Source organism: Mesorhizobium sp. M7D.F.Ca.US.005.01.1.1, assembly GCF_003952545.1.
Lineage (GTDB): Bacteria > Pseudomonadota > Alphaproteobacteria > Rhizobiales > Rhizobiaceae > Mesorhizobium > Mesorhizobium loti.
The window spans coordinates 434,522-459,944 of the sequence record NZ_CP034453.1 but is presented as its reverse complement, the minus strand read 5'-3'; the positions used below and the strand labels follow the sequence as shown (position 1 = coordinate 459,944).

Genomic DNA, 25,423 nt, shown 5'->3' with positions numbered 1-25,423 from the left:
GATGCGCTGCGAGCGCGGATCAGTAGATGTCGTGTTGCCCGCCAGCTCCCGTCTTTGACCGAGCCAAGAAGGAGGAACGGGCATGCTTATCATCGGACTGGATATTCACCGCGCCTTCGCCGAAGCAGTGGCATGGGAGGAGGGCAGGCTCAGGCGACTCGGCCGCGTCGACATGCGGCGCGATCTGCTGGCGGCGTTCGCCGCGAAGCTGTCGCCGAACGATGTCGGGGTGATCGAGGCCACCGGCAACGCGACGTCCGCTGCAGCTGTGGTTGCGCCGCATGTGAAGAAGGTGGGGATCGCCAAGCCGAAACAGGTGTTTATCGTTGCCTATGCCAAGATCAAAACGACGATCGACGCCGACGTTCTTGCGCAGCTCTATGCCAGCGGCTTCTTGCCAGAAGTCTGGATTGCGGACGAGCCGACGCAGGCTCTGCGTCGACAGGTGACACGGCGCAATCAGATTGTCCGACAGAGATCTCGATTGAAGAGCGTCATCCAGTCGATCCTTCATAGCCACCTGATCCGTCCTGCCCGCATGCTGACCTGTGCGGCGCCAAGGGTCGGACCTGGTTAATCGAGCAGGTCGTACCGCAGGACGAGCGCCTCGCGATCGATGGGCATCTGCGCGAGTTCGACCGATTGGGCGAAGACCTCCAGGTCATCGAACGCGATCTTGTCCGCTCGGCTCTCGAGGATGAAGGCGTGAAGCGGCTGATGACCATTCCCGGCGTCGACATCACCGTCGCGCTGGCGATGAAGGGCGGCGATCGGCGACGTGTCGCGCTTCGACGATCCGCAGAAGCTCGTGACCTATCTCGGGTTGAACCCAAGCGTCCAGCAGTCCGGCCAGGTCCGGCCTACCATGGGCGGATCACCAAGCAGGGCCGTGGTCATGCGCGCGGCATGCTCGTCGAGGCGGCCTGGGCGGCCGCTCGTGCTCCCGGACCGTTGCGAGCCTTCTCCCTGCGGCGTGCGAGCCCGGCGCGGACAGCATGTCGCGGCCGTGGCAACCGCACGCAAACTCTCTGTCGTGATCTGTCATCTGTTGAGAAGGGCGAGAGTTACGCGTGGGCTCGACCCTCCCTGCATGCCAAGAAGCTTGCGCGATGTGGAACTCAAGGCCGGGAGCAAGGCTGTGCGCGGCCAAAAGGGAGCGCACGCCTACAACATAAAGAGCCACCGGGAAGAAGAGCGCCGCTGGGTGGAGCAGGCCGAGGGCGCCTATGCACGCCTCGTCGCCGGTTGGAACCCACGAGGTCCGAAGAGGGTAGGCACGGATGCCGCAAACGAGGCGCGACGATAGAAGCTGCGCGGCAGGGCTCTCATCTCGGACCCTGCTCTTCGCCACGCGGTCGTCCGTGCGCGACAGGAGAATAGCGCAGATTTATCAAAAAGGCTCTTGTCGATCACATCAGTGGTCTTGGGCGCTGTACGGCCGGGTGAAGACTTTGCAGGTGGCCCGGAAAGCGTTTGACCTGCAGCGAAGCAATTGTCGTCATTACGCGCTCGACCCGGGCGCCCAGCTTGGCATAAGGGCTACGTGGCCTCAGGAAGCGTCGTCGCCAATGCAGACCATGGACGAATTCCCAGCCGATGCCGAGATGCCGGTCGACCGTGCCTGTCGCCGTCCGGTGATGCGATGCCCCCGAGCGGATGAGTTCGCCCCGGATGCTCCCGGTCACGACGCACGGGTTCGGGTTCCAAGGCGCTCAGTTTTGTTCGCGCCCAATCGGTGTAGGACGCGGCAGAAATACGAGCGTGACGAAATCGGAAAGAATGATCCTGAAGCGGCGATTCGGTAGAGCCGGGTCAAACTATCCGACGAAATAAACGATCACTGGATGGGCGGGGGAGCGTCGCAAACTGGAGGGCAAGAGCTCCCGGACGCAGCGTTAAGTTTGAATACCTCCGCGGACATGGTCGCGAGCTTATCGCGCAAATAAATCGAGCAGCCGAGCGCCGGCCGCACTCATGACCGGCTGGGCTCGGTTAATCCTGCATGCCGCGCCCATGAGGTTACTTGTCCGGAGTGCGTCGAGCACAACGAGGAGATGTAGTTCACGATCTTTGAAAAGCGTGGTCAACCATCCAAAGTGTGGATGCCTTTCATCGAAACAAACGATTTCATCAATGTTCTGGAATCCTGCATGGGCAGAAGCACCTGATGGACACCGATGCCCCCACTGCCTCATGGCGTGGCGAGCGTCTTAAGAAACCGCCCGAAAGGAGATTTTTCATGCGCTCTACCGGGCAGTGGAGTGCTGGGAAAGGGAGTTGCAACTGACCGGCCATGTCAAACTGTCCGACTTCTTCCGAGCCTATGGACAGACCGGGAGACGCGCACGTGTAGCGGCTCACATCGTCATACTGCACCTACGCCACACACCGGCCGGACCTGATCCGGCTTTATGAGCATTGGGCTTTGTCAGTTGCCCAAGCGTGATGGCTTTCGCGACGCGGCGCGCCTCAGGAACTGAGCCGCGTCCAGGTCGAAACGCGGGAAAGAAAGACAGGAAACAGAATGGCCGATCAATTCGCAACGGACGTCATTGCCCTGATCAAGAAACGCGCCGAGTCGGAGAGCGGTGAGGGAATGCCTGCGTCATTCGTCGGCGAGATAACAATCGCCACGGAACTGGACGCGCTCGGGTTCGATTCGCTGGGTTTGGCGGACGTCCTCTGGGATGTGGAGCAGGCCTACGGCATCAAGATCGACATGAACACGGCCGATGCCTGGTCCAATCTCAAGAATGTCGGCGACGTCGTGGAAGCCGTCCGCGGCTTGCTTGCGAAGGAGGCTTGAATGGACAGGCGCGTCGTTATCACCGGAGTGGGCGGCCTGTGCGGACTGGGCACCGACGCCGCCTCTATGTGGAAAGAGATGCGCGAAGGCCGCTCCGCCATCGGCCCGATCGCCAATTCCGAGCTTCATGACCTGGAGGGCATGACCGGCGCTGAGATCAAGGCGCTGCCCCAGCACGACATCGATCGCAAGCAGCTCGTCTCCATGGCCCGCTTCAGCTTGCTCGCCGTGCTTGCAGCGCGCGAAGCCATGCGGCAGGCCGGACTTTCCTGCGACGAGGGGAATGCCCATCGCTTCGGCGCGACAGTGGGCGTCGGCGGCTTGGGCTGGGATGTGATGGAGGAAACTTACCGGGCCCTCCTTTTGGACGGCGCGAGGCGAGTTGGCATCCTCGCTGTACCCAAAACGATGCCAAGCGCCGCCGCCGGCCAGGTGAGCTTGAGCCTCGGCTTGCGCGGGCCGGTCTTCGGGGTGACCTCCGCATGTGCCTCGGCCAACCATGCGATCGCCTCGGCGGTGGACCAGATCAAGCTGGGCCGGGCCGACGTAATGGTTTCCGGAGGCAGCGACGCACCCTTCGCATGGGGCGTGCTGAAAGCATGGGAAGCAATGCGCGTGCTTTCACCCGATACCTGCCGGCCCTTCTCCGCCGATAGGAAGGGCCTGGTGCTGGGCGAGGGTGCGGGCATGGCCGTGCTGGAAAGCTACGAGCATGCCACGAGGCGTGGTGCCACAATTCTTGCCGAGATCGCCGGCGTCGGCCTTTCCGCCGATGCCTTCCACATTGCCGCGCCATCTGTCGAGGGGCCAGCGTCGGCGATGCGCGCCTGCCTTGCCGATGCCGGGCTGAATGCCGAGGACGTCGACTATCTCAACGCGCACGGCACCGGTACCAAGAGCAATGATCAGACTGAAACGGCGGCGATCAAGCGTGTGTTTGGAAACCACGCTTATTCGATGTCCATCTCTTCCACCAAGTCCACGCACGCGCATTGCCTCGGCGCAGCGAGCGCGCTTGAAATGATCGCCTGCGTGATGGCAATCCAAGAGGACGTCGTGCCGCCGACCGCCAACTATCGCGAGCCAGATCCCGCTTGCGACCTCGACATCACACCCAATGTGCCGCGCGAGCGCAAGGTGCGCGTCGCCATGAGCAACGCCTTCGCCATGGGCGGTACGAACGCAGTTCTGGCATTCAGGCAGGTGTAGAAGCCATGCAAGACGCCTCATTCGAGGTCACCTGTCGTATCTAGCTGCTTGAGGGGCGGGGCATTGTGATACAGGGAGGGCTGTGGGGTCCCTCCTTCTCGGCCTCGACGATGTGGGAGGAGCCTGTGCGGCGAAACGGGCTAGACGCCCCCAGGCCCAGAACTTGGGCGAAACCAACTCCCACCAAAGCACAGCCGCTTTAGTAGCCGAACAATGAAGCCTCGCTCGACGAGCCGCCGCCTCTACTGTCAGCGGCATCACGCGGTTGAAGCGAACAGCGCAGCGGCTACTGTTTCCCGCACAACTCGGACGGCAATTGGGACAAGTCCGCACATGTCGTCACGTAAGCTGAACGCCGCAGGTACAGCCAAATTGGGGGCGGGGCGTTTCTGCCGTTTTGATAGAATTCTATCAAACTGACAATTTTCCTTGCACGAATGCAAGGAGAGCTCGATTGACTCCCCTCCTTTCTTGTCAAGGATGGGTTTGCAGGCTGCGGTGCGGCAGAAGCCGGACAGAACGGCGACCGGTCGAGTAAAGGCCTGCGCAAACAAGCGCGCATATTGCGGGCGCCCGCACGGAGGAGAAGACGCTCGTCCTGGTGAAAGACAACGATGCTCAGGCGCCATTGCCATTTGCCGAGGGGGTCCGCGCGCCGGAAATTTCGAAGCAACAAAGGTGAGATCGAGAATGATGATGGCGAAATACAACACAGCTCACCGTCCAGTGCAGTTCTACCGGCGGGTGGCGGAGTGGGATGGGCTGCCAAATGGAACGTAAAAAGATCAGCAAGGAGATGCTTGGCGATAGTCAGGCGCTGCGCAAGCTGCGTGAGCACCTTGTCAAGGTGGCCAAGGCGAAGACTACGGTCCTGTTGCGAGGTGAATCCGGAACCGGCAAGGAGCTGGTTGCCAAAGCCATTCACGAGCTCTCGCCTCGCGCCAAGCAGCCCTTCATCAAGGTCAATTGCGCGGCGCTCACCGAGACGCTTCTGGAATCTGACTTGTTCGGTCATGAGAAGGGTGCCTTCACCGACGCGAGCAGTTTGCGCAAGGGGCGCTTTGAGGCTGCCGACAAAGGCACATTGTTTCTGGACGAGATTGGCGAAATATCAGGTTCGTTCCAGGCTAAGCTGCTGCGTGTCCTGCAGGAGCAGGAGTTTGAGCGCGTCGGCAGCAACCACACCATTAAAGTTGATGTTCGCGTGATTGCCGCAACGAACAGGGACTTGGAAACGGCAGTTCAACGCAAGGAGTTCCGGCAAGACCTCTATTATCGCATCAACGTCGTCACTTTACGCGTGCCGGCATTGCGCGAAAGGCGAGGTGATATTCCGCTCTTGGCCGCTCAGTTTCTCAAGAATTTCAATACTGAGAATGATCACACGCTGACCTTCGCTCCCGAAGCGATTGAGGTGCTAATGAACTGCGAATTTCCAGGTAACATCCGAGAGCTCGAAAACTGCGTTCAACGGACGGCAGTTCTGGCGACGGGTCCATCAATCCTCAGAACTGACTTTGCCTGTTACGCGGATCAGTGCTTGGCCGCGGCGCTGTGGAAGAACGGACAGCCGACGTCAGAGAAGTCGACTACGATCGAGCCTTCCGCCGCCTGTGCCGCCCCGCCCGTCGGCGACGGGCAAGCGCCGATAGGCCCTGCCACGACTCGTGGTAGGGTGCCCGATGCCGATACGGTCATTGCTGCCATGGAAAAGTGTGGCTGGGTGCAGGCAAAGGCGGCGCGCCTGCTCGGTTTGACCCCGCGCCAGATCGGCTACGTGCTGAGAAAACGCGGTATCGAGATCAAGCGTCTCTGAAACAACCCGCCGAGCAAGAGCTGGAGCAGGTCAAGCATTGGTGCTCTGGCGCCGAGCCCATCGGCCAGGCTTACGAAGTGGGTGTGAACAGCGCTGCCAAGATTCCGGCCGTGTGCTTTCTACCACCAGTCGTACTGGGGCTCTGCGACTGACAAACTAAAAAGGAGTAATCCTCTGGCGGGACCTGGTCGATACATTAGCTGATGGCTTACCGCTCGATATCACGCAATCTGAGATGGGCATGAAAGTGAGTTCGACCGCTGGACAGTTGCCGACTTCGTCAGGTATTGGCCCCTGCGACCGGTTGATCTCCGATATCCAAATTCTTGGAAGTTGGTCGAGACGAAACTGTCGCCCCGGCTCGTGACCGACCGCGCGCCCGGCAAGATCGAGTTACAAAGTTGCCGAGGCAGTTTGATGTGCGTTCCTGCATCACTGTACGGGACACGACCTGACGGGAGACTATGATGCGTAGCCAAAAAGAAAAGATGCTCGCAGGCGAGTTTTACAATGCGGCGGATCCGGAGATCCAAGCTGACCTGTTGGCAACCGGGGCTTGGCTCAAGCGGTACAATGATACGCTGGGGCAGACCACGGGGCATTGGCATGAGCTTTTGTCCGAGCGGCTGGGAGAGGTTGGGCGCGGAACGGTCATCCGTCCGCCCTTTTTTTGCGACTACGGATTCAATATCCGCATTGGAGCCAATGCCTACATCAACTTCAACTGCGTTATTCTTGACGTGGTAGAGGTCAAAATCGGGCAAGGAACGGCAATTGGGCCTGCTGTGCAGATTTATACCGCCGATCATCCACATGATGCCGAGCAGCGGCAGGCCGGCCTGCAGGTCGGGCGTCCTGTTCACATTGGCAGCCGTGTCTGGATCGGCGGTGGAGCAATCATTCTGCCTGGCGTCACGATTGGTGATAATGCAGTGGTAGGCGCTGGCTGCGTGGTCACACGAGATGTTCCCGCCGGGGCAAAGGTAGTGGGAATTCCTGCTCGCGTGGCCGACCCACATAAACAGGCATAATCAACCTCGTTGACCCTGGAGGTGCATGCGAACTGTCGAAACTGTGCCGAATTTTTGTCGAAGCCATTGAGCGCTGCATATGTTGTCGCGACTCGGGCGCTTCAGTTCTTTTGCCACGGGGGTCACAAGATCATGTGCGTAATGCCGCCGCAACGTGCTCACGTCCCGCAGCAGCGGACCCTTTCACATGGCCCAACGAATTCAGAGCCTACGTTGTGCTGCCACTAGCATTACTGCTCACGAATGTATTCCCAACTGAGTTTTCGCCCTTGGAGGCAAGCAGCGACTCACCAGCAATCGCCGGCCATTAATCCTGGCTAGCATCGACCCCGACGAGGCGAGCCGCGGCGTTGCGGATCGGCATGTCGATGACCGTGATTGCGCCTTCGGCAAGGAAACGACGTTCGTTTCTGGTCAGCGTAGCCGAATCGATCACCGCAAAATGTGGGCCAGTGGAGCGCTTCATCAGCTGTCTGGCATATGTGCGCAGCATCTGATCGTTGAAGCGGCAGCCCACGAAGAAAAAACCCCGGTTGACGCGCCGTTGCTTCACCGCGTCCGGGATCGGCGTCTGGATATCAATTTCGGTTAGGACTTCGACGTAATCGGAATCAGCCACGAGGAAGTTTGCCGCCGGCCTGACGCTGCCGTGCGGCGCATAGAGCACCGTCCTAGCCACTTGTTCGGCCTCGAGTTCTGTTCCTGACAAATCGTAAGTTCTCGTCCAGATGTTACCGATTCCGGTCGCGCGCGTCGTTCCTTGTATCTCGACAACGTCTGTTTGGCCGGCCTCTGCAAGGGCTGCTCGCATGGCGCCATCGTACCAGCTGTCGATGATGACAGACAGTTGAAGGGTTGCGAGCCAGGCGTGAAGAACGGTCGGCTCGGCGGGGGCTGCGAATATCTCCGCCATCCACGCTTGGAGAGTCCGACGATGTCGGCGCTGCTCGATAAACTGCGCGACCGACCACATATTGGTGCGAATCCTGGAAGGGGCAGGCGCCCGCTTGTTGAGGGCCGCGGCGACATCTTCAGGGGTGCAAGGTACAGGGGATTCCGGTGGGTTAAGCTGCAGAAGACCAGGACCGAGATAGGGGATCACTCGATCGGCCTTGAGAGCGCCGTTCAGCAGGTCAATCAGTTTTTTGGCAAAACTGCCCCGGACGACGACGAGATGGTCCCAGCTCAGCATCGTGTTCATACGCGTTTCCTCTCCGCCACTGAACCCACCGGCATCAGGCCCCGTCGGAAATCTTCATCGCCTCGACGGTGATCGGCAAACGCGTGTCGCGCGGAAGGTCGGGCAGCATGAGCCGCCAACCGTTCCTGAGCGTCACGGTCCCGCCCCATAAGTCAGCGTTCTCAATCTCGGTGATCGGCTCTTCGAGATCCTTCTTGGGGACATAAGCCGACAAGCCAGTAGCGGTCCTGCGAATCATTACTTTCATCCGGCTGTTCCCCCGTTGGAAATGCCTTCAGCTCCGCAGGGAACCTCGACTTTGTCGAGGCTAATGAGTTCGCGCGCTCGCATGCCGACGACCGTGCCACGATCGATCCATTCGACCGCATAGATGAAGAATTGCTGGAGAAAGGTTCCAATGTCGCGCACGTAGCCTTCGTCGCCCTTCCGCACGAGGTTTTCGCCGATCTCCTTGCCGGGATAGGTGCCGTCGTTTTTTATGTGGCGTATCGCACGGACCCGCTCACCCTGCATGAACCGTGGCGGTCTGCCGATTTCGACCTCCTGTTCGCGTCTGGACCACATGCTGTCCATTCCTTTCTCGAGGCTTTTGTTGTGGTCGCGGGTTGCAGGCGTCGTCGTGCGGCGAACCCGACCGTTTCGGTAGGAATCAAGCGGGAACGCAGGTTTTCGGTACCGGACAGACCGACACGCATTGCTGCGTATCGAAGGCCTCCTTGCATTCGGTGCACTTGTTTGGATCGATCACATAGGCGTCGCCCTTGAACTTGATCGCTTCCGAAGGACATTCGAACTCGCAGGCCCCGCATTGGGTACATTGGGATGCGATGATCTTTAAAGCCATTCTAACTCCTGGTTATCGGACGAGACGGCTCAGGCCGTCGCCGCTAGTGGTCTGATCCCAAACTCTGCCGCGTAAAGTGCGCTGACTGCGGTCTCGATGTAGTCATGGCCATAGGCGTCGGTTACGCGCAGTCCAACTCGCGAGAGTTGTTCCTTCGGGCGATTTCCGATCTTGGCGCATAGCACTATGTGTATGCCTTCGAGCGCTGCGATGACGCCCTCGAGGATGGCGTCTTCGCCCCCGCCTCCGAGGCAATACCGCTCGACCTTCCGATGCCCGACCAAGCTGATCCCTCTAGGCGAGACTTCATAAACCTGGAATTCCTTCGCGTGGCCGAAGTGTTCGTTGACCCGTCCACCTCCCTTAGTGGCCACCGCAACCAGAAGCGACTTTTCGGAGTCTGTTGCCTTGACCATACCGATGGCCTCGCTCCTCGCCGCCTCATGATCACGGCGCTCGTGTGCGACCACCTGCCGATAGGCCTGACGCTTGCCAGCATCGTAGGCGACATCGTCGGGAATACCGTCCAGCGTGAATTCCTGGCCACGATCTTCACCGAGCAGGCCGACAGCATCTGCCCGGCACTGCCGGCAGTGGCGCATCAACTTGGCGCCACCTTCAAGTCGATCCTGAAGAGCCATCATCTCCGTTGCCGTTGGGCCGCGCTGCCCGATGAGTCCGTAGTGGGTACCGTGCGCCGGGTCCGAAATCAGAGGCATCACGTTGTGCAGAAACGCGCCCCGCTCCCTGACCATTTTGTTCACCTCAAACAGGTGCTGGTCGTTCACTCCAGGAATCATCACCGAGTTGATTTTGGTGAGGATGCCGCGCGCGCTCAGCATCTCCAGGCCCAGCATCTGCCGCGCGTGCAAGATTCGAGCGGCTTCGATGCCGAAGTAGCGGCGATTTTCATAAAAGATCCATGGATAGATCTTCGCGCCGACTTCCGGGTCGACCATGTTGATGGTGATCGTCACGTGATCAACATTCATTTCGGCAAGCTCGGCGACATGGTCCGGCAGCACGAGCCCATTAGTGGAGACGCACAGCTTTATGTCGGGGATTTCCCTGATGACGCGGTCGAACGTTGCCTTCGTTTTCTCCCAATCGTAACAGGCATCCCCCGGCCCAGCGATGCCAAGAACCGAAAGCTGCGGAACTTTGTTGGCAACGGCGATGACCTTGCGTAGCGCTTGGTCGGGCGTCAACTTCTCAGACACAACACCAGGCCGGCTCTCGTTGGCGCAATCGTATTTGCGATTGCAATAGTTGCACTGGACATTGCAAGCCGGCGCGACCGCCACATGCATACGCGCGAAATAATGATGCGCTTCCTCCGAAAAGCAGGGGTGATCCTTGATCCTTTCCCAAATAGCCGGATCCTCTTCGCCCGGGCTGGTCGGCGACGAGCCGTAGGAAGACGATGCGCAGCCACCGGATTTCGCGGCTGCCAGAAGACCCTCGGATGTCGTGCTAGTCGGCCCCTCAATCGAAACTGTCGGTGAGGACATCAAACGGCTCCGTTGCTGGTAACGTCGCGGTTCAAGGTGCAAGAGCCATACCAACTGAAAAAAGCGGCTTCAGTTCACTATTCGGGTCGATATCGCATTGTGTCAGGCCGGCGCGACACAATTTTGTCCTGCTTGCGACAGTGCAAGTCCAAATCCGTTCAGAAGCACGAAGCACTCCTTGTCGCGCACAGGGCGCGCAAGACCACTGGCCTGACGATTGGCTCATCAGGCTCTTAGAAGTTCCTTCACCTCGATACTATGCCGGCGTATCGCCTAGCCGACTTGTCGCAGCTTGAGGCCGAGAATTCGAGCCGCATTAGCCTGAACCCAGCCGGCCTTCTCCATTGTGTCGATCAGCCGTCACGCTTCGTCCGCCGCGGTCCCAGCCCCCGTCCGGCCGTATCGTTAGAATCGCAAGTGGCCATCTCGTGTTCAGGCGGGCGCCGATGCGCCGAACCGGCATCGTGCTGGCCCGTGAGAGCTCGTCGATGACATTGCCACGTTCCGAAAGATTGGTTCCTTCCAGAGGAGAACGCCAAGCACGCAGTTCTCCGGCTCGCGGACGTTGCCGGGGAAATAGCATTGCGAGATCAGCTCAACTGCCGACGGCGCAAAGCCATGGTTCTCCATATTTCAAGGGTAAGCGCTGTGTCCTTCCAGGAGGACCCGCGATCTGTGGGCCTGCCGATTCTGAGGTGGATCGGAGATCGGCTTGTGTCTGAACTTGAACTTACGATTGACCCTGAGCGGCAGCCTCGGCGTTTTCGAGGGTGATCAACGGCGCTGTTGGTCGGCGGCATTGGTCGATGGACGACAAGGCACGGAGTCATCTCCGAGACCCTGGAGCCGACGCGGTGATCTCGGAGGTTGCCCGGCGCTACGGGCTGCGGCCGCGGCGGAACGCTCGCAAGCTTGCGACGTCGGCAGGACAGGCCACTCCCGCCTAGTGGTTTCGGTGGCGCCACCGGAACGACCCGTTGGGCCTACATCCTTGCACCAGAGCTCAAGGCCACGGCCTGAGAATCGGCCGCCGCTCCCCCTACTTGGTTCCTCAGCCGACAGCGCTAAGAAGGAGAGCAACTTCCGTCGGCGCGAGGATCATTGCGTCGTGGCCAGTGGCGAGTTCCTGCCACGCCCAGCCATCCTGCTTCGCGACCCATTCTCGCGCTCCCGCCATCGGCGGGTGGAGTGGATTAGTGCAGACGACATAGGTTCGGGGTCTGCCGTTGCCGAGCGGGTGCTCGAGCTTAAGTCCGCTTTCGTAGGTGCCTGCCGGATGCGGTGTTATCCGGCGCCGCACCCAGTCCGTGAGCGAGTGTCCCTCGGGAGTGCCGAATGCTGTTGGCGGCGGAGTCGGCATGAAGATACCCCGTCCTTCCTCCGCAACCAATTTTCGACGGGCGGCGACGATGTCGGGGGGCATGGTGCTGAATACACTTTGACCGCTCTCGACGATGGCGCCGTCGAGATAAACGAGATGGCTGATATGGTCGGGTATCCGGTCGGCGGCGCCGGTGATGCTGATGCCGCCTAGACTGTGACCGACAAGGATCACATCGCTCAGCTCTTCCGTTACAATGTGGTTGACGATGTCGGTCACGAATGTGTCGGGCGTGATGTCCTTGCACAGCAAACGTGCGCGTTCGCCGACACCTGTCTGGGTAGGCGTGGTCACGTGGCATCCCATCTTGCGAAGATTGGCGGCGACGTCCCGCCAACACCATCCGCCATGCCAGGCACCATGCACTAGCACATACGTCTTTATCATGGATTGTGCCGTTCCATTTGCTCACCGGCCGTTGTGGCTGCCATCCGGCACGATGGCCGGACATTGTCCAAAGGGGCTCGACCACGTTACCGGTGGTAAGTCCGGCACAGGCGCCCCGTGGCCTGAGGATACCCCTACCAAGTCGAGGAAACTTGAATTGCGAAACCCAATATTCACTAGCTCTTTGCAAGTGGATGGAGAGGCTCATGGTGTGCCGCAGTTGCTCGCTGCCGGCATGCTCTTGGCACCGGCTGATCATCCGAACTTGAACAGGACACCAAAGCCGCCGCGCGGATAGTTCCACTCGATGTCGCCGCCTTTCTCGCACAATATCCGGCAGGTGCCGCATTCCATGCAGCCGTCGGCGGTGATCTCGACTTGACCCTTGTCATTCAACTCATAGCATTTCGCCGGACAGACGTAGGTCAACGCAAGCAAGTTCGCGCTTGGCTTGTCGTGCGGTCGCACTATGATATGGGGGCGGCCGGAATCGACCAGATAGCGGTTCTGGTAAAGTTTGTCCTCGACACGAACCTTCGTCACTGCGATCGTCATCTTGTACCCTCTTCAGCGCCATGCCAATGCCAGGCGGACCGCGTCGCTGACCAACCCCCAGCGCGAGCGCGCGTTGATGAAGGCGGCCGTGGTGTTCTTTTCCTTCTCGATCTTCGGCGTGCCGTCGACACGCATGAAGGTCTGAGCGGCATGCGACATCAACCGCGGATAGCTGTCAAAAAAGTTGCTGGAATTGGTGTGGAGTAAGGCTGGCATGTCCTTGTATTTCTTAAGATCCTTGATCACAAAGGAGTCATCCAGCATCGTCTTGTAGAGCGCAAGGTTCGCTTTGGTCATAGGACCGTTGCGGCTTTTGACTTTGATGATCGCCTCAGCCGCGACACGACCCGAGGTCATGGCAAGGTTCGAACCCTCACGGTGAATGGCATTGTTCAGTTGCGCTGCGTCGCCGACGATGACCCAACCGTCGCCGAATAGCTGCGGAATGGCCCTGTAACCACCTTCGGGGATAAGATGGGCGGCATATTCTTTCACCTCCGAGCCAGCGATCAGCGGCCGGATCGAAGGATGGTTTTTCATCGCATCCAGGAGGGCGGACGGGCTCTCCATCGTCGCGGCGAAATCCGAGACCAGGCAGCCGATGCCGAGTGAAATCGACTCCTTATTGGTGTAAAGGAAGCCGAGCCCGGCCATGCTGCGAGAGATCGTGCCCACGGCCTCGATTACGCAGCCTTCATCGCCCTTCACCCCGAACCGCTGGCCAATGACCTCTTCGGGCAAGAAATGCATTTCCTTGACGGCAATCGCCACGGTCTCCGGCTTCGGCATCTCGCGCAGGCCTGCGCGAGTGCCAAGCAATCCCGACACCCCTTCTGCGAGAACGACCACATTCGCGAAGACCACTCCGCCAGCCCGGTCTGTGCGGACGCCGATCACCTTGCCATTGCCATCACGGACGAGTTCCGTCGCGGTCGTCTCACACAGGACCGTCGCGCCAGCCTCGCGCACCTTGCGGGAAAACCATTTGTCGAACTGGGCGCGGATGATCGTGTAGCGGTTGGGTTTCGCCTCATTGAAGTCGTCCGACCGGTAATGAATTCCGGTGTGAGACGTGTCGTCCATCACCCAAAGTCGCTGTTCGACCAGGTGCCGCTCGAGGGGCGCATCATCCCGGAAGTCCGGGATGATCTTCTCCAGCATGTTCGCGTACATTATGGCACCCTGGACGTTCTTAGAGCCCGGATATTCCCCGCGCTCCAACTGCAGGACCTTCAGCCCCTGGCTTGCCAAAGTGTAAGCAGCTGCGTTTCCAGACATGCCGGCTCCGACCACAATGGCATCGAATTGTTCAATCATGTCCTCTCCCTCAACTCGCAAGCTTGTCTCGACTGTGCGGCGACAGCCGCCGGGTGAAGGCTTCCGTCAGTGCGGGCAGGAAGCGGATTGCATCCGTGACGATCCCGAGGTGGGCGAACTCGAAAATCGGCGCGTTCGGATCGGTGTTGATCGCGACGATGAGATCGGCCCCCTCGACCCCAACTCGGTGCTGGATGGCGCCGGAAATTCCGGCCGCGATGTAAAGCTTCGGTCGAATGGTCTTGCCAGTTTGTCCAATCTGTCGATCAGCCGGCATCCAGCCCTTCTGGACCAAGGGGCGCGAACAGCCATGCTCGGCGCCGATCGCTCGGGCAAGATTCTTCACAAGCTGAAGGTTCTCCGCCGCTCCGAGACCGAGGCCTCCCGCAACCACGACATCCGCATAGGCAAGATTTGCCATTGCCGACTGGTTATCCGGTAGGAAGCCGAGGACTTTGGTGACGATATCGTCCTCAACGAGCGACAGCTTGTGCCGCATGACACGCCCGACCGGCTTATCCACCCGTTGCGGCATAGGCATGACCCTTGGTCGCACCGTCGCCATTTGCGGCCGGTAATTTAGTGTATAGATCGTACACAACAATGAGCCACCAAAAGTCGGACGGGTCGCGGCGAGTGAACCGTCGGAATCTACATCAAGTTCGGTGCAGTCGGCCGTGAGCCCCGTCTGCAGGGTCGTCGCTACCGAGCCTGCAAGATCCCTGCCCAGTGTGGTCGCGCCGAGAAGGAGGATTTCGGGTTTATGGGTATTGACCAGATCCGTGAGCGCCTTGGCGAACGGCTCGTTCCGGTAGTCGGCGAGCGGCGGCGCATCGACGATGTAGACAAGATCCGCCCCGTAAGCGAAGGCCTCGGCAACAGCGTCCTCGACCATCTCGCCCGGCGGTCCCAGCACGACGCCCGCGAGCTGGACTTCAAGCTTGTCGGCTAATTTGCGGCCTTCGCCCAGCAGTTCGAATGATACAGGATGCACATTGCCGCGTTCGAGCTCGAGGAAGACCCACACGTGCCGGTAGTCTTTGAAACGGTCGGGAAGTTCTTTCTTTACACCGGCACGGCCGGGGGCAATGCGAGGGGTAGTTTGGCTTGCGGTCGACATTTTCTGCTCCTGGCCGTCACGTGCCGCTGTTGAAGGCCAGCTCATGTTCCAGCGCCGGCCGGCGGGTTAAGATATCGGCGATGAGTTCATCGGCTATGTCCTGCAAGCCCCTTTCCGCGGTGTCGATCTGCGCCGCCCTTTCTGCCCGTGCGGTGGGGGCGAAAACACGCTTGACGACTGTAGGCGAGCCACGCAGACCGCACCGGGTGAGATCGTCAATGCCGGCGTCGGCTGCAGTCCACTTCACGACTTGGCTGCGCGCCGCGCACAGAGCCTGCTGGAGCGAGCCCCGGCGGATTTCGTTGGTGTCTTCCAGCATGGTAATGAGGCAAGGGAGTCTGCTCTTCAGCAACTGGGTGCCGCCTTCGGCGCGACGAGCGACTTCGATCTCTCGCGTATCGAGATCGATGGAGGCAATCTTCGCGACATAGGTAAGTTGCGATAAATCTAGGCGCTTGGCTATGCCCGGTCCGACCTGGGCGGTATCGCCGTCAATCGTCTGCTTGCCGGTGAAGACGATGTCCGGCCTGCCGAAAGTCTCCCCAATTTTTGCGATTGCTTGCGAAAGAGCAAAGGAAGTCGCCAGCGTATCGGATCCGGCAAAATAGCGGTCCGTCAAGAGAACTGCTCGGTCAGCACCGTAACCGAGCGCCTTTCGCAGCGAGTCCTCCGCCATGGGCGGACCCATTGTGAGCACAGTAACCTCGCCACCATGAACGTCGCGCAGTTTGAGCGCTTCTTCGAGGGCGAACAGGTCGTAAGGATTGATGATGGTCGGAACACCCTGACGCATGATCGTGTTCGTCACCGGGTGCACGCGGATCTGTGCCGAATCCGGCACCTGCTTGATGCAGACTACGATATGCATTGGCGGTTTCTCTAAGCTCCCAGTCCGGATTCGTGCTTGGCGGTTCACCTCATTGCCTGCATCGTTCATGCCAAGTCGTCTTCCTGCCTCTATTCCAGAAGGTGGCTTCGTTTGCTTCCGAGGAGGCGTCATGAGGACTGGATTTGTCGACTTCTCGACATTGTCGCGTCGCAGCCGTGTCGGGCTCATTACTTTCCGAACCGCTTCAGTGCAGAGTCGAGCGGGACGAAGGCGCGGCCAGGTGCGGGACATATGTTTGGATCGTGGTCCCTTAGCACCTTGAACACACGTTGCGTGAGCGGCGAGGAAGTCGCGAAATCTTCGTAGGCGCGTTCCAGCTTGGCGCGCACCCGCGCGGCGATTACCTGGTTAGGCAGACCGGAGAAATCTTCTTCGGCAAGGTATTGGCCCACGCGCTTCATGATATGGAGCCGCGAGACATTCATCACTTTCGGGTCGTAGGAGACGTCAAGGCAGGCGAAGAAGTCCTCCGCGGCCGACAGGCCCTTCAGTCGCGCTAGGATATCGGTGCGATCGATCGGGCGGCTATCAGCGGAGCAGTTCATTGTATTCTCCCGGCGCGAAATTGTGGTGTCGATGCATTGGTGACATTGCTGACGGCGTGCCGACCTCTGGCACGGCGGCTGGGCAAGAGACTTGGCGATCTCAAGCTTTTCTGAAGTGGTGAAGGCGACCCCGAGTTTAACTGCTCTCCTTGCGCAGGGTCGTCACGTTGAGGAAGACCTCACGGCTCGTCGGCTATTGTGCCGCTCGGACCCGGGCCGGAATGAAGCTGTTCTGCACCTCGCCCGCACAGTCCAGCACTGGGAACGGCCCGTAGCTTCTCGGTGATCGCAGGCAGGACCTCAAGCACGCGGTCTACGTCATCTTCGCCGTTGTCACGCGACAAGGAGAAGCGGACTGCCCCACATGCCGCGTTCATAGCGATCAGAACATGGCTCGGTTCCAGTGAGCCAGAGGCACAGGCGGACCCGGCGGAACAGGCGATTCCCAGCCGGCTCAGGACAATTGGAATTGCATCGCCTTCGATACCTTCGAATCCAATGTTTGCAGTGTTTGGCAATCGCTCTTGCGGATCGCCGTTGATGGATGTGTTTGGGATGCGCTGGATGATCCCGTTCTCAAGGCGGTCGCGCAACCATTTTATTCGTTTTGTCTCGTCCATGAATTTCAAGGCGAGTTCGGCCGCCATGCCCAGTCCGACTATGCCGGGTGTGTTTTCAGTGCCTGCACGCCGGTCGCGCTCTTGGTGCCCACCCTTGATCATGGAGGAGAAGCGCACGCCACGTCTTACATAAAGCGCGCCTATCCCCTTTGGACCATGCAGCTTGTGGGCGGAGAGCGACAGCATGTCGATCGCGGTCGATTTCAGCTCAATCGGAAGCCTTCCGACCGCCTGCACTGCATCAGTGTGGAAAAGCGCGCCGACTTCCCTGGCTAGATCGGCAAGCTTAACCACGGGAAAGATCGTACCGGTCTCATTGTTCGCCCACATTATCGAGACGATTGCCACTTGTGGGGTGAGGGCGGTTCTGTAGGCGTCCAGGTCGAGCCGGCCGTAGTGATCGACTGGGATAATGTGCACCTTGACGCCGCGCGTCTTCTCAAGGTGCGCGCACAACTTCAGAACGGCCGGATGTTCAACCGCGGAAGTCACTATTTCCGTTCGGTCGGGCATCACCTCCAGCGCCGAAAGGATGGCTGTACTGTCGCTTTCAGTCCCGCCCGAGGTGAAGATGATCTCGTCCTCGAATCCCGCGCCGATGAGGGCTTGCAACTGTTGCCTCGCCTTTCTCACGGCTTCAGCAACCGATGCGCCATAGGCGTGCATGGACGAATGATTGCCAAATTGCTCCGTAAAGAAAGGCAACATCGCTCCAACGACTGCAGGATCAACCCGCGTCGTTGCGTTGTTGTCGAGATAGACAGGGTTCATGGGAGTGATCCTTCAACTGCTGAAATGATTCAAGGGTAGTCGGGCCATTGAACCTCTGGCGCATATCGTATCTGGTAAGGTGGGCGGCCGGGGGAGCGATGGCTTGGCTGACCGGTCGCTGTCGACATTGCCCTTTGGTGGCGGCATCCGCCGGGAATTCAGCTGTTTCGGGCAATTTTGTTTGCTTGCCCACGGCAACGATCGATGATCGCGATTTGGTGCATCACCGAACGCAATTGTTCCGGGCCGACAGTGCGTGTCGGCCGGTTCCAGAGCGCCGGCGGTTACCGGTTCGACGCAGTATTCCTTGGCGTCGCTATAGTCGAACATAGCCTGTTCCCTCGCAATCATTTGCAGGACTTGCCGCAGCCGCACGTCTCACGCGCATTGGGGTTATCGAAAACAAAGCCGGATGTTTCGAGCCCAGTGACGAAGTCCACGGTCATGCCGGCGGCATGGGGTTGGGAGCCTCTATCCATGAACACCTTGAGCCCATCTCGCTCGATGATCGCATCGCCCTCACGTGAGACGCTCTCCAGGCCCATTGAGTATTGGAAGCCGGCGCAGCCGCCGGCATGGACCATGATGCGAAATCCTTCCGCCGGCTCGCTGGCGCGGTAAAGAGCGGCCTTGATGGCGGCAACAGCGTTGTCGGTGAGCGTAATCATGGCTCGATTTCTCCTCGGTCCGGCGTTTTCGTGGATCATCTCGCATGGACCGTGCCAAAGGGAAGACGTGTCAAAAACCGTAGGACATCCCGACGTCTCTTATGCTCGATTGCTGGGGAGACGTCCGACAACCGACACTTACTGTCGGGTTTGTCGCGTCCGCGTCACAGGAAGGGCGCCTGAGTTCGCGATGCACTCACGCGTAAAGCAATGAACAGAGCCAAAGATGTTCAGAGCTTGCCGCGGAGCAACTGGCACGATTTTTGTGAAGCCTTCGTTGCGGCGGCAAAATTGCCGGCCGATTCACCTTTGGGTTGCCCTCGCAATCGAAGAACGAAGGAAAGCAATATGATCCATCAGACCCGCCTTGGTGGGAAAGCAGCACCGCCGGTGGTACCCGAATGCTCGATCGGCCGATTGGCGCCGACCACCCAACAATCGCTCGCTACCGGCGATTGGCCGCTGACCGCCCGGAGACAGGATTCGACTGGCATGTGCCTGACGATCGATCGCGTCCGCCGTGCACATCCCTGAGGCCCGTTTTTCGATCGATCGTCAAAAGAAGAACGGGGCAGGGGTAAAAACATGGATCAGCGCAAGAAGCGGTCGCCCAACGAAATCCGGCGTGCGTGGGAAGTCTGTCCGAACATTCCCGCGCGTGATTTCGCCGCCCAATTGGCCATTTCGGAAGCGGAACTGGTCGCGGCCCATTGCGGTTTCGGCGCGGCACGCATCGACCCGCGCGTCAATCACCTTCTGACGGGCCTCGAATTCGTGGGCGAAGTGACGGCGCTGACCCGCAATCAAGGTGCCGTGCACGAAAAGATTGGCGTCTTCAACAGAGTGATAACCGGCAACAATCACGCCATGGTCCTTGGTGACGAATTCGACCTTCGCGTCTTCCCGCAGGCTTGGAGGTATGGTTTCGCTGTTGAAAGGCGCCATCGCGGCGGAATCCAGCGCAGTTTGCAATTCTTCGACGCCGCCGGCGCAGCAGTGCATAAGGTGCATCTCAGGCCGGTCTCCAACCTTCATGCCTATCGAAAGCTGGTGGCCGAGCTCGTATCCGCCAACCAGGAGCCGACCATGTCGCTTAAGGCGAGAGTAGCCGACCTGGGCGCGAGGACTGCGGACTGGGCCGGCACGGTGGACGACCTACGCGAGTACTGGAGCCGGCTGACTGACGTCAACCTTCTAAAGACGCTCAAGCTCAGCCGCTGCCAGGCTTTGCGCATGGTCGGCCAGGATTACGCTTGGCTGCTCGACAATGCCGCAGTTGGCGCCGTGCTCCAGCGTGCGGCCGAAGACGAATTGCCGATCATGTGCTTCGTCGGCAACCGAGGTTCTATCCAGACCCATTCCGGCTTAATCAAGTCGGTCAAGCAGATCGGGCCGTGCATCCATGTGCTGGACGAAACGTTCCGGCTGCATCTCAGGACCCACCAAATCCGTGAGGTTTGGGCCGTGCGCAAGCCGACCAATGACAGTCACGTCACCTCGCTCGAAGCATATGGGTCCGACGGCAAGATCATCATCCAGTTGTTCGGTGCGCGCAAGGAAGGCGAACGCGAGCGCGACGACTGGCGGGTTCTGGCGGAAAACCTGCCTCGTTTCCCCGACAGCTACATGAGAAAAGACCGATCGTCGTCGGTGGGACGCCGGCGCCCATCTGCCTCCGCAGCCAGTAGCCGGGCATTGAAGCCGAGACCGGGGACACGATGACGCAATAAGCGCGCTGTATTATCGCAACGCGATGAGCAGGAAGCAATTTGGCGCTGCCCCATCGACCGCATGGTTACGACGAAGCCGCGGCCTTTGGGCCGAGCTCAGAGGTGACAATAGCGTGAACGCCGCCGACCGTCACTCCCCACCAGGCGGTCAGGTTTTGCGGTTCGGGCCGAGCAAAAATACTGTCAAGACAGCGAGGAACGTGGCAACCGCGCTGTAGACAAAGACACTGGCAATACCCGTGTGATCCACCAATAGGCCACCGCAAGTTGTGCCGGCTGCGATGGCCACTTGGAAGGTTATGACCATCAGTACACCAGCGCTCTCGGCCTGTTTCGGAGCGGCGCGTAGCACCATCCATGTCTGCAATCCGACCGGGACCGCGCCAAAAGCAAAGCCCCATACGGCAACTGCAATTGCCGAGGTCAAGGCCGATGCTCTCATGGTCAGGAGCGAGACAGCGGCTACGGCAATGAGCAGGGGCGGCAGGGCCGCGACCGCCTTGAGACTGTGTTTGGTGAGGAATGCGCCGGCTAAATTGCCGAAGACGCCGGCCGTGCCAAAAGCAAGGAACACGAGCGGGATTGACTTCTTGTCGAGCGCAGGAACGCTCTCGAGAAAGGCGCGGATGTAGGCGAAGCTGGCAAAATGGCCGGAAGCGACCAATAGCACGACTAGCACCGCAACCTTCATCGCCGGATTCTTCGCGACATCCAGCGGACTGCGGAATCTGCGCACTTCGATCGGAGGCAGTGGCGGAATGGTTACGAGTTGCACGAGCAGCGCAACGGCACTCACGATTGCGGCGACCTTGAACGAGGCTCGCCATCCCCAAATGTCACCGACATAAGCGCCGATTGGAGCCGCGCAGACGGAGGCGACAGAAACGCCGGTGAGGATGACCGACATGGCGCGCGGCATGAGGTGACTTGGAACCAGCCGCATCGCCAACGCTGCCGAAATTGACCAAAAACCACCAAGCGATATGCCAAGGACGACGCGTGCCGCCAGCAAAACCGGCAGCGACCCCGCAACCTCCGCCAGAACGTTCGACAGGATCAGCAGGAGCGTCATCGCCCAGATGACGACCCTGCGGTCCAGACGCTTTGTCACGATGGCGATTATCGGTGCCGAGATCGCCGCGACGATTGCGGCCGCTGTTAGCGCCTGTCCAGCCGTGCCCGTGGTGATACGGAGATCATGCGCGAGCGGTGTCAGAACGCTGGCGGGCAGAAACTCTGCCGTCACAAGCCCGAAGGTGCCGAAGGAAAGCGAAATGATGGCACCCCATGCAGGGCCAGAACGTTGATAGGGACTTTCTGGGTCAAGCCGATCTCGGTCGAACAAAGCCGCGTCCACTAAATCTGTCGCCGATTCGGTCATGAATGAGTTCTCCGGCTAGGAGCTGTTGCAGCAGGGGTGGCTACATCGCCGGGGATCAAAGCCGCGAGACCTTCCGGCGGCGGCCAGTCGGCATCAGTCGAGGCCTCGGAGCCCGACGCATCCGAGGCCTCATCGGAGGGCCGACGGACCCAACCGTCGACAATGCGGGAGAGTTCTCGGCGCGGTCGCATCGATCGCATTCGTCGAAGTGCGGTCTGTTCACTGCGAACCAAGCAAGCCGAACGCGGTGTCCTCGATCGAGGCCTTGATGGGGGATGATCGACGATCTCTATATTGCTTTGAAGCAGGAAGTTCCGTCGCCATATGTGGTTATCCTGGCAGCCAGAATTGAGCGGTTGTCGCAAGCACCAAGGCGGTCGCAATGAGTGCAACGAGGCGGAAGTCTGATCGATGGCTGCGGTTCGATGGCCGCGCGATCGACAAAATTGAGGTGATGAGTTATCCCTTTTGAAGCCGTTGCTCCCAATTCTGGGATAAGGTAATTGCAGGCGGTCCCAGCAACGTCGGGCGGCCTTTTTGGTGATCGAATTCATGGGACGACACTCTCGGTCCGTGACGCATCTGCGAATGACTCCGCAAGTTCCGTGCCATCAACGACAAATCTGGCTCTGCTGAGCGGGTGGTGGAGGCACGAGCGTGGGCTATCCCAAGAGCTTGCCGCAAGGTTGTTCGAAGTTGAGGTGCCGGATAGACCGCAAATATGTCGGGCGGCCTGGGGTTGGCCAACACGAAGATGCGCAAGTTCAAAAGGACGAGCTGAACCCTTGCCGATATCCATCCGAGGCTGATCTGGAGAAGGTCAAGAACTGCGTCTTGAAGGCTTCCGCCGCACCGGCAAATGCTAAGCCAAGGTGCTGGGCAAGATGGACAGGGCCATCCAACCCGTCGACTGGACGCTCATTAATGGCGTCGGTGTGGCTCTGTAGCTGGCGAGAAAAACGCCCTGCTGAAAGACAAAAGCTCGTGTGGCCGGCTCTGAAGGACGGCCAATGAGGCATGCGAGGAGAGGCTATAGTCCATTCGTGTAGACTGATCTTGTCCTACGGAGGCGGCTAACCACCCCGCCAGACATCATCGAGGGGAGCGCCACTAGGCTCACCCCAAGTGTTGGTCGTTTCCACCTGGTGACCTCGGCCAAGTCACCAAGCCGCTTAGCGCAAGCTTTCGAACTGGATGCTCCCCGGGCACATGATCGGCTAGCGATCCCACCAGTTGAGTTGCTCCAAGTCGCTGTCTAGCATTCTACATTCTGTGTCCGACGCTGGACAAGAATGTTGCAATCCCGACCAGCAAGTCAGCGCAGGCGCCACCTGTTGCCCAGCAAACGGCAAGGATTATCGAAAGACGAATTCGGCACGGAGCTTGCACCGACGATTGCATGCAAATGCCGACAGCATCTCATGAACGGTCTCTCGATTCTGGCGCGGTTAAATCGCGGCCGGTTCCAGATCATGTCCCGCCCGAAATGGTGAGGGACTTCAACCTGTTTACGTCGCCCGGCATGTTGCCGACGGCTAACGGGGATCCGCATGCAGCGGTTGCTTGCGTTCATGCCGGGCCTCCGATCTTTTATTCAACCAGCAACACGCGCGACGGTCGGGGTACCTGGGTCATCACTCGCGCGAGCGACCAGCGCCGGGTGCTGCAGGACACCGAAACGTTTTCCAGCCATCGCAGCATCTTCGCCTCTGTGCTCGGCGAGAGCTGGCCGATGATCCCGCTTGAGCTCGATCCGCCATTCCACGGTGTTTTTCGCTCACTGCTCAATCCGCTGCTTTCGCCAAAGCGGGTAATGGCATTGGAGCCGGCTGTCCGGGAACGAGCGATCAAGCTGATCGACAGGATCGCCGCATCAGGCACGAGCTGCGACATCATGAAGGATTTTGCAGTTCCGTTCGCGGTCAATATCTTCCTTCGCTTTATTGGGCTTTCGGACAACGGACTAGAAACATTTGTCGGCTGGGCTAGAGATCTGCTCCACGGCGATAAGGAGCAACGACCACCCGCAGCCCGGACGATCGTGGCCTTCATCGACGAACTTGCCACCGAGCGCCGCAAGGAGCCGGTCGATGATTTCATGACCTTCATCGTGAAGGCAAAGGTCGAGGGTCGTCTGCTCAGTGACGAAGAAGTCCGTGGCATCGGCGTGCTTGTGTTCGTCGCGGGACTCGACACGGTCTCAGCAGCCATATGCTTCGACTTGGCCCATCTCGCGCGCAACCCCAAAGATCAGGAATTGCTACGAAGCGAACCTGACCGGATTGCCGTCGCTGCGGAAGAATTGCTGCGCGCCTATTCGACCATTCAGATGATCCGAGTGGCAACGAAGGATGTCGACTTCAAAGGCGCGCCGATCCGCAAGGGAGATTATGTTTCCTGTGCCACGATGATTGCCAATCGTGACCCGGCGGAATTCGAATGCCCGAATGAGATCGATCTGGCGCGCGAGGACAACCGGCACGCTGCCTTTGGCTATGGTCCCCATCGTTGTCTTGGCTCACACCTTGCCCGGCGGGAGATTGTCATTGGCCTGGAGGAGTGGCTGGCGCGCATCCCAGCCTTTCGGATCAAGACAGGGACTGAACCTATCACCTTCGGCGGCCATGTGTTCGGGATCGAGAATCTGATCCTGGAATGGTCCTGAAGTTTCAGCCAACGACATTGGAGTTCGCTATGCGTGTCGTCGTACATAAAGCCAGATGCCAGGGTCATGCGCGCTGCTGGGCGCGGGCGCCGAGAGTCTTCAAGCTTGATGACGCCGGCTACATCTTGCCCGGTGATATTGATGTTGCCGATGGGGAGCAACTGCTTGCCTCAAAAGGGGTACGAGCCTGCCCCGAACAAGCTCTGGAAGTTGACGAGCCCCCCGCTAACTCAGTTGTAGAGAGAGACACACGCAAAGTGCAGACTGGCATCGGGAAGGACAAAACAATCATACAATTCGCGACAGACCCTGTCGACCACGCGAAAATTACCGAACTGCGTGACCGAGAGGCGATCCGCAACTGCCTGTATCGGTACTGCCGCGGGATAGACCGCGCCGATGAGGCGGCGCTGCGTAGCGCATACTGGCCCGAAGCGTATGACAGGCACGGTCCCTATTGCGGACCGGCAGAGGACTTCATCCAATTTGCTCTCGGTCTGCCGGGGCACCGTAACATCCATCAAATCACGAACAGCCTGATCGACTTCATCAGTTCAGCAGAGGCCGCGGTCGAGAGCTATTTCACCGCGCTGCAACGCGGACCGGATACAGACCAAGAAATACGTCAGACGCTGCTTTGCGGCCGTTACTGCGATCTGTTTCAGAAGAGGCAGGACGAGTGGCGAATTGCGGAACGGACAGTCGTCTACGATTGGGTTGAGGAGCAAATCCCGCCAGCGATTCTTGAGGCAGATAGGTTCGGCCGGCGACAGCCGATTGGAGCACCACATCCAGACGATCCCATCTACCAGTTGCTCAAGGGTCACATCCCCACCGACCAAGATGGCGTCGAGGGTCCCCAACTGGGAGCTGCATAAGTGGGTAGGAATGGAGGATGAGCGCCCTACGGGAACGACATCTGTGTGGGGCCGCGACTGGCGGTCACTGCAACGATTTGGCTCGGCCCTTCATTCCG

Annotated in this window: 21 protein-coding genes and 4 pseudogenes; 10 read left to right on the top strand and 15 right to left on the bottom strand. The window is 59.5% G+C overall.

Annotation, left to right across the window (positions count from 1 at the left end; all coding sequences use genetic code 11):
* Positions 1 to 82 precede the first annotated feature (82 nt).
* The 5 genes and pseudogenes from EJ076_RS02125 (at position 83) to EJ076_RS02105 (ending at position 6,862) form a co-directional block, all read left to right on the top strand.
* Positions 83 to 1,306, top strand: a pseudogene (locus EJ076_RS02125) (IS110 family transposase).
* Between the two features lie 1,218 nt (positions 1,307 to 2,524).
* Positions 2,525 to 2,806: an acyl carrier protein gene (locus tag EJ076_RS02120; protein ID WP_029356603.1), complete on the top strand. Its 282-nt coding sequence runs from the start codon at positions 2,525 to 2,527 to the stop codon at positions 2,804 to 2,806.
* Positions 2,807 to 4,015: a beta-ketoacyl-[acyl-carrier-protein] synthase family protein gene (locus EJ076_RS02115; RefSeq protein WP_063169394.1), complete on the top strand. Its 1,209-nt coding sequence runs from the start codon at positions 2,807 to 2,809 to the stop codon at positions 4,013 to 4,015.
* Between the two features lie 772 nt (positions 4,016 to 4,787).
* A pseudogene (gene nifA / locus EJ076_RS02110) lies at positions 4,788 to 5,831 on the top strand (nif-specific transcriptional activator NifA); the annotation flags it as partial.
* Positions 5,832 to 6,295: 464 nt separating this feature from the next.
* Positions 6,296 to 6,862: a sugar O-acetyltransferase gene (locus EJ076_RS02105; RefSeq protein WP_024505228.1), complete on the top strand. Its 567-nt coding sequence runs from the start codon at positions 6,296 to 6,298 to the stop codon at positions 6,860 to 6,862.
* 307 nt (positions 6,863 to 7,169) lie between these two features.
* Here the strand turns inward: EJ076_RS02105 and EJ076_RS02100 are convergent, their stop codons facing one another.
* From EJ076_RS02100 to EJ076_RS02030, 14 genes and pseudogenes are all read right to left on the bottom strand, one after another.
* Positions 7,170 to 8,063, bottom strand: a complete 894-nt coding sequence (locus tag EJ076_RS02100; protein WP_024505229.1) for an SIR2 family protein — start codon at positions 8,061 to 8,063, stop codon at positions 7,170 to 7,172.
* Positions 8,064 to 8,097: 34 nt separating this feature from the next.
* Positions 8,098 to 8,310, bottom strand: coding sequence for a putative nitrogen fixation protein NifT (nifT, locus tag EJ076_RS02095; RefSeq protein WP_024505230.1), 213 nt, complete (start codon positions 8,308 to 8,310; stop codon positions 8,098 to 8,100).
* Positions 8,307 to 8,627 (bottom strand): nitrogen fixation protein NifZ, encoded by a 321-nt coding sequence (locus EJ076_RS02090; RefSeq protein ID WP_024505231.1) that lies wholly within the window; start codon positions 8,625 to 8,627, stop codon positions 8,307 to 8,309. The genes nifT and EJ076_RS02090 overlap by 4 nt, the downstream gene beginning before the upstream one ends.
* 85 nt (positions 8,628 to 8,712) lie before the next feature.
* Complete coding sequence (locus EJ076_RS02085) at positions 8,713 to 8,907, bottom strand: 4Fe-4S binding protein (protein WP_024505232.1); 195 nt, start codon at positions 8,905 to 8,907, stop codon at positions 8,713 to 8,715.
* Positions 8,908 to 8,936: 29 nt separating this feature from the next.
* Positions 8,937 to 10,418, bottom strand: a complete 1,482-nt coding sequence (gene nifB / locus EJ076_RS02080) for a nitrogenase cofactor biosynthesis protein NifB (RefSeq protein WP_063169393.1) — start codon at positions 10,416 to 10,418, stop codon at positions 8,937 to 8,939.
* Between the two features lie 273 nt (positions 10,419 to 10,691).
* Positions 10,692 to 10,778: pseudogene (locus EJ076_RS02075) on the bottom strand (helix-turn-helix domain-containing protein); the annotation flags it as partial.
* 691 nt (positions 10,779 to 11,469) lie between these two features.
* Entirely contained in the window at positions 11,470 to 12,186 is a 717-nt protein-coding gene (locus EJ076_RS02065; RefSeq protein ID WP_063169392.1) for an alpha/beta fold hydrolase, read from the bottom strand.
* Positions 12,187 to 12,441: 255 nt separating this feature from the next.
* Entirely contained in the window at positions 12,442 to 12,741 is a 300-nt protein-coding gene (locus EJ076_RS02060) for a ferredoxin family protein (RefSeq protein ID WP_024505235.1), read from the bottom strand.
* Between the two features lie 12 nt (positions 12,742 to 12,753).
* On the bottom strand, positions 12,754 to 14,058 hold the full coding sequence (locus EJ076_RS02055; protein WP_063169391.1) for an FAD-binding protein: 1,305 nt from the start codon (positions 14,056 to 14,058) through the stop codon (positions 12,754 to 12,756).
* A 10-nt stretch (positions 14,059 to 14,068) separates the two neighbouring features.
* A complete protein-coding gene (locus EJ076_RS02050) occupies positions 14,069 to 15,178 on the bottom strand; it encodes an electron transfer flavoprotein subunit alpha/FixB family protein (protein ID WP_024505237.1) in 1,110 nt (369 codons plus the stop codon).
* 16 nt (positions 15,179 to 15,194) lie between these two features.
* Positions 15,195 to 16,046 carry an electron transfer flavoprotein subunit beta/FixA family protein gene (locus EJ076_RS02045; RefSeq protein WP_063169390.1) on the bottom strand — a complete coding sequence of 284 codons (852 nt, stop codon included), beginning with the start codon at positions 16,044 to 16,046 and terminating at the stop codon, positions 15,195 to 15,197.
* A 188-nt stretch (positions 16,047 to 16,234) separates the two neighbouring features.
* Positions 16,235 to 16,612 (bottom strand): nitrogenase stabilizing/protective protein NifW, encoded by a 378-nt coding sequence (gene nifW, locus EJ076_RS02040; RefSeq protein ID WP_063169389.1) that lies wholly within the window; start codon positions 16,610 to 16,612, stop codon positions 16,235 to 16,237.
* Between the two features lie 179 nt (positions 16,613 to 16,791).
* Entirely contained in the window at positions 16,792 to 18,003 is a 1,212-nt protein-coding gene (nifS, locus tag EJ076_RS02035) for a cysteine desulfurase NifS (RefSeq protein WP_063169388.1), read from the bottom strand.
* A gap of 347 nt (positions 18,004 to 18,350) precedes the next feature.
* A complete protein-coding gene (locus tag EJ076_RS02030) occupies positions 18,351 to 18,671 on the bottom strand; it encodes an iron-sulfur cluster assembly accessory protein (RefSeq protein ID WP_029356570.1) in 321 nt (106 codons plus the stop codon).
* A 210-nt stretch (positions 18,672 to 18,881) separates the two neighbouring features.
* On the opposite strand from EJ076_RS02030, the gene EJ076_RS02025 reads away from it, so the two are divergent.
* Both EJ076_RS02025 and EJ076_RS02020 read left to right on the top strand, forming a co-directional pair.
* The gene (locus EJ076_RS02025) at positions 18,882 to 19,205 is read left to right on the top strand and encodes a hypothetical protein (protein WP_126066777.1); all 324 of its coding nucleotides are present in this window, start codon (positions 18,882 to 18,884) and stop codon (positions 19,203 to 19,205) included.
* Between the two features lie 51 nt (positions 19,206 to 19,256).
* Entirely contained in the window at positions 19,257 to 20,393 is a 1,137-nt protein-coding gene (locus EJ076_RS02020; protein WP_082826587.1) for a ChuX/HutX family heme-like substrate-binding protein, read from the top strand.
* 156 nt (positions 20,394 to 20,549) lie between these two features.
* Here the strand turns inward: EJ076_RS02020 and EJ076_RS02015 are convergent, their stop codons facing one another.
* Complete coding sequence (locus EJ076_RS02015; RefSeq protein ID WP_063169386.1) at positions 20,550 to 21,782, bottom strand: MFS transporter; 1,233 nt, start codon at positions 21,780 to 21,782, stop codon at positions 20,550 to 20,552.
* A gap of 1,486 nt (positions 21,783 to 23,268) precedes the next feature.
* On the opposite strand from EJ076_RS02015, the gene EJ076_RS02010 reads away from it, so the two are divergent.
* The 3 genes and pseudogenes from EJ076_RS02010 to EJ076_RS02005 all read left to right on the top strand — a co-directional run bounded on the left by EJ076_RS02010 (position 23,269) and on the right by EJ076_RS02005 (position 25,325).
* The gene (locus tag EJ076_RS02010) at positions 23,269 to 24,447 is read left to right on the top strand and encodes a cytochrome P450 (RefSeq protein ID WP_063169385.1); all 1,179 of its coding nucleotides are present in this window, start codon (positions 23,269 to 23,271) and stop codon (positions 24,445 to 24,447) included.
* A pseudogene (locus tag EJ076_RS35625) lies at positions 24,438 to 24,599 on the top strand (ferredoxin); the annotation flags it as partial. The gene EJ076_RS02010 and the pseudogene EJ076_RS35625, both read left to right, overlap by 10 nt.
* Positions 24,600 to 24,737: 138 nt before the next feature.
* Entirely contained in the window at positions 24,738 to 25,325 is a 588-nt protein-coding gene (locus tag EJ076_RS02005) for a nuclear transport factor 2 family protein (RefSeq protein WP_050580531.1), read from the top strand.
* Positions 25,326 to 25,423: the final 98 nt, after the last annotated feature.

Bases quoted from the DNA above. Each gene is read 5' to 3' on its own strand.
- EJ076_RS02120 (WP_029356603.1), top strand. From the start codon at position 2,525: ATGGCCGATCAATTCGCAACGGACGTCATTGCCCTGATCAAGAAACGC.
- EJ076_RS02115 (WP_063169394.1), top strand. From the start codon at position 2,807: ATGGACAGGCGCGTCGTTATCACCGGAGTGGGCGGCCTGTGCGGACTG.
- EJ076_RS02105 (WP_024505228.1), top strand. From the start codon at position 6,296: ATGATGCGTAGCCAAAAAGAAAAGATGCTCGCAGGCGAGTTTTACAAT.
- EJ076_RS02100 (WP_024505229.1), bottom strand. From the start codon at position 8,063: ATGAACACGATGCTGAGCTGGGACCATCTCGTCGTCGTCCGGGGCAGT.
- nifT (WP_024505230.1), bottom strand. From the start codon at position 8,310: ATGAAAGTAATGATTCGCAGGACCGCTACTGGCTTGTCGGCTTATGTC.
- EJ076_RS02090 (WP_024505231.1), bottom strand. From the start codon at position 8,627: ATGTGGTCCAGACGCGAACAGGAGGTCGAAATCGGCAGACCGCCACGG.
- EJ076_RS02085 (WP_024505232.1), bottom strand. From the start codon at position 8,907: ATGGCTTTAAAGATCATCGCATCCCAATGTACCCAATGCGGGGCCTGC.
- nifB (WP_063169393.1), bottom strand. From the start codon at position 10,418: ATGTCCTCACCGACAGTTTCGATTGAGGGGCCGACTAGCACGACATCC.
- EJ076_RS02065 (WP_063169392.1), bottom strand. From the start codon at position 12,186: ATGATAAAGACGTATGTGCTAGTGCATGGTGCCTGGCATGGCGGATGG.
- EJ076_RS02060 (WP_024505235.1), bottom strand. From the start codon at position 12,741: ATGACGATCGCAGTGACGAAGGTTCGTGTCGAGGACAAACTTTACCAG.
- EJ076_RS02055 (WP_063169391.1), bottom strand. From the start codon at position 14,058: ATGATTGAACAATTCGATGCCATTGTGGTCGGAGCCGGCATGTCTGGA.
- EJ076_RS02050 (WP_024505237.1), bottom strand. From the start codon at position 15,178: ATGTCGACCGCAAGCCAAACTACCCCTCGCATTGCCCCCGGCCGTGCC.
- EJ076_RS02045 (WP_063169390.1), bottom strand. From the start codon at position 16,046: ATGCATATCGTAGTCTGCATCAAGCAGGTGCCGGATTCGGCACAGATC.
- nifW (WP_063169389.1), bottom strand. From the start codon at position 16,612: ATGAACTGCTCCGCTGATAGCCGCCCGATCGATCGCACCGATATCCTA.
- nifS (WP_063169388.1), bottom strand. From the start codon at position 18,003: ATGAACCCTGTCTATCTCGACAACAACGCAACGACGCGGGTTGATCCT.
- EJ076_RS02030 (WP_029356570.1), bottom strand. From the start codon at position 18,671: ATGATTACGCTCACCGACAACGCTGTTGCCGCCATCAAGGCCGCTCTT.
- EJ076_RS02025 (WP_126066777.1), top strand. From the start codon at position 18,882: ATGAACAGAGCCAAAGATGTTCAGAGCTTGCCGCGGAGCAACTGGCAC.
- EJ076_RS02020 (WP_082826587.1), top strand. From the start codon at position 19,257: ATGGATCAGCGCAAGAAGCGGTCGCCCAACGAAATCCGGCGTGCGTGG.
- EJ076_RS02015 (WP_063169386.1), bottom strand. From the start codon at position 21,782: ATGACCGAATCGGCGACAGATTTAGTGGACGCGGCTTTGTTCGACCGA.
- EJ076_RS02010 (WP_063169385.1), top strand. From the start codon at position 23,269: ATGGTGAGGGACTTCAACCTGTTTACGTCGCCCGGCATGTTGCCGACG.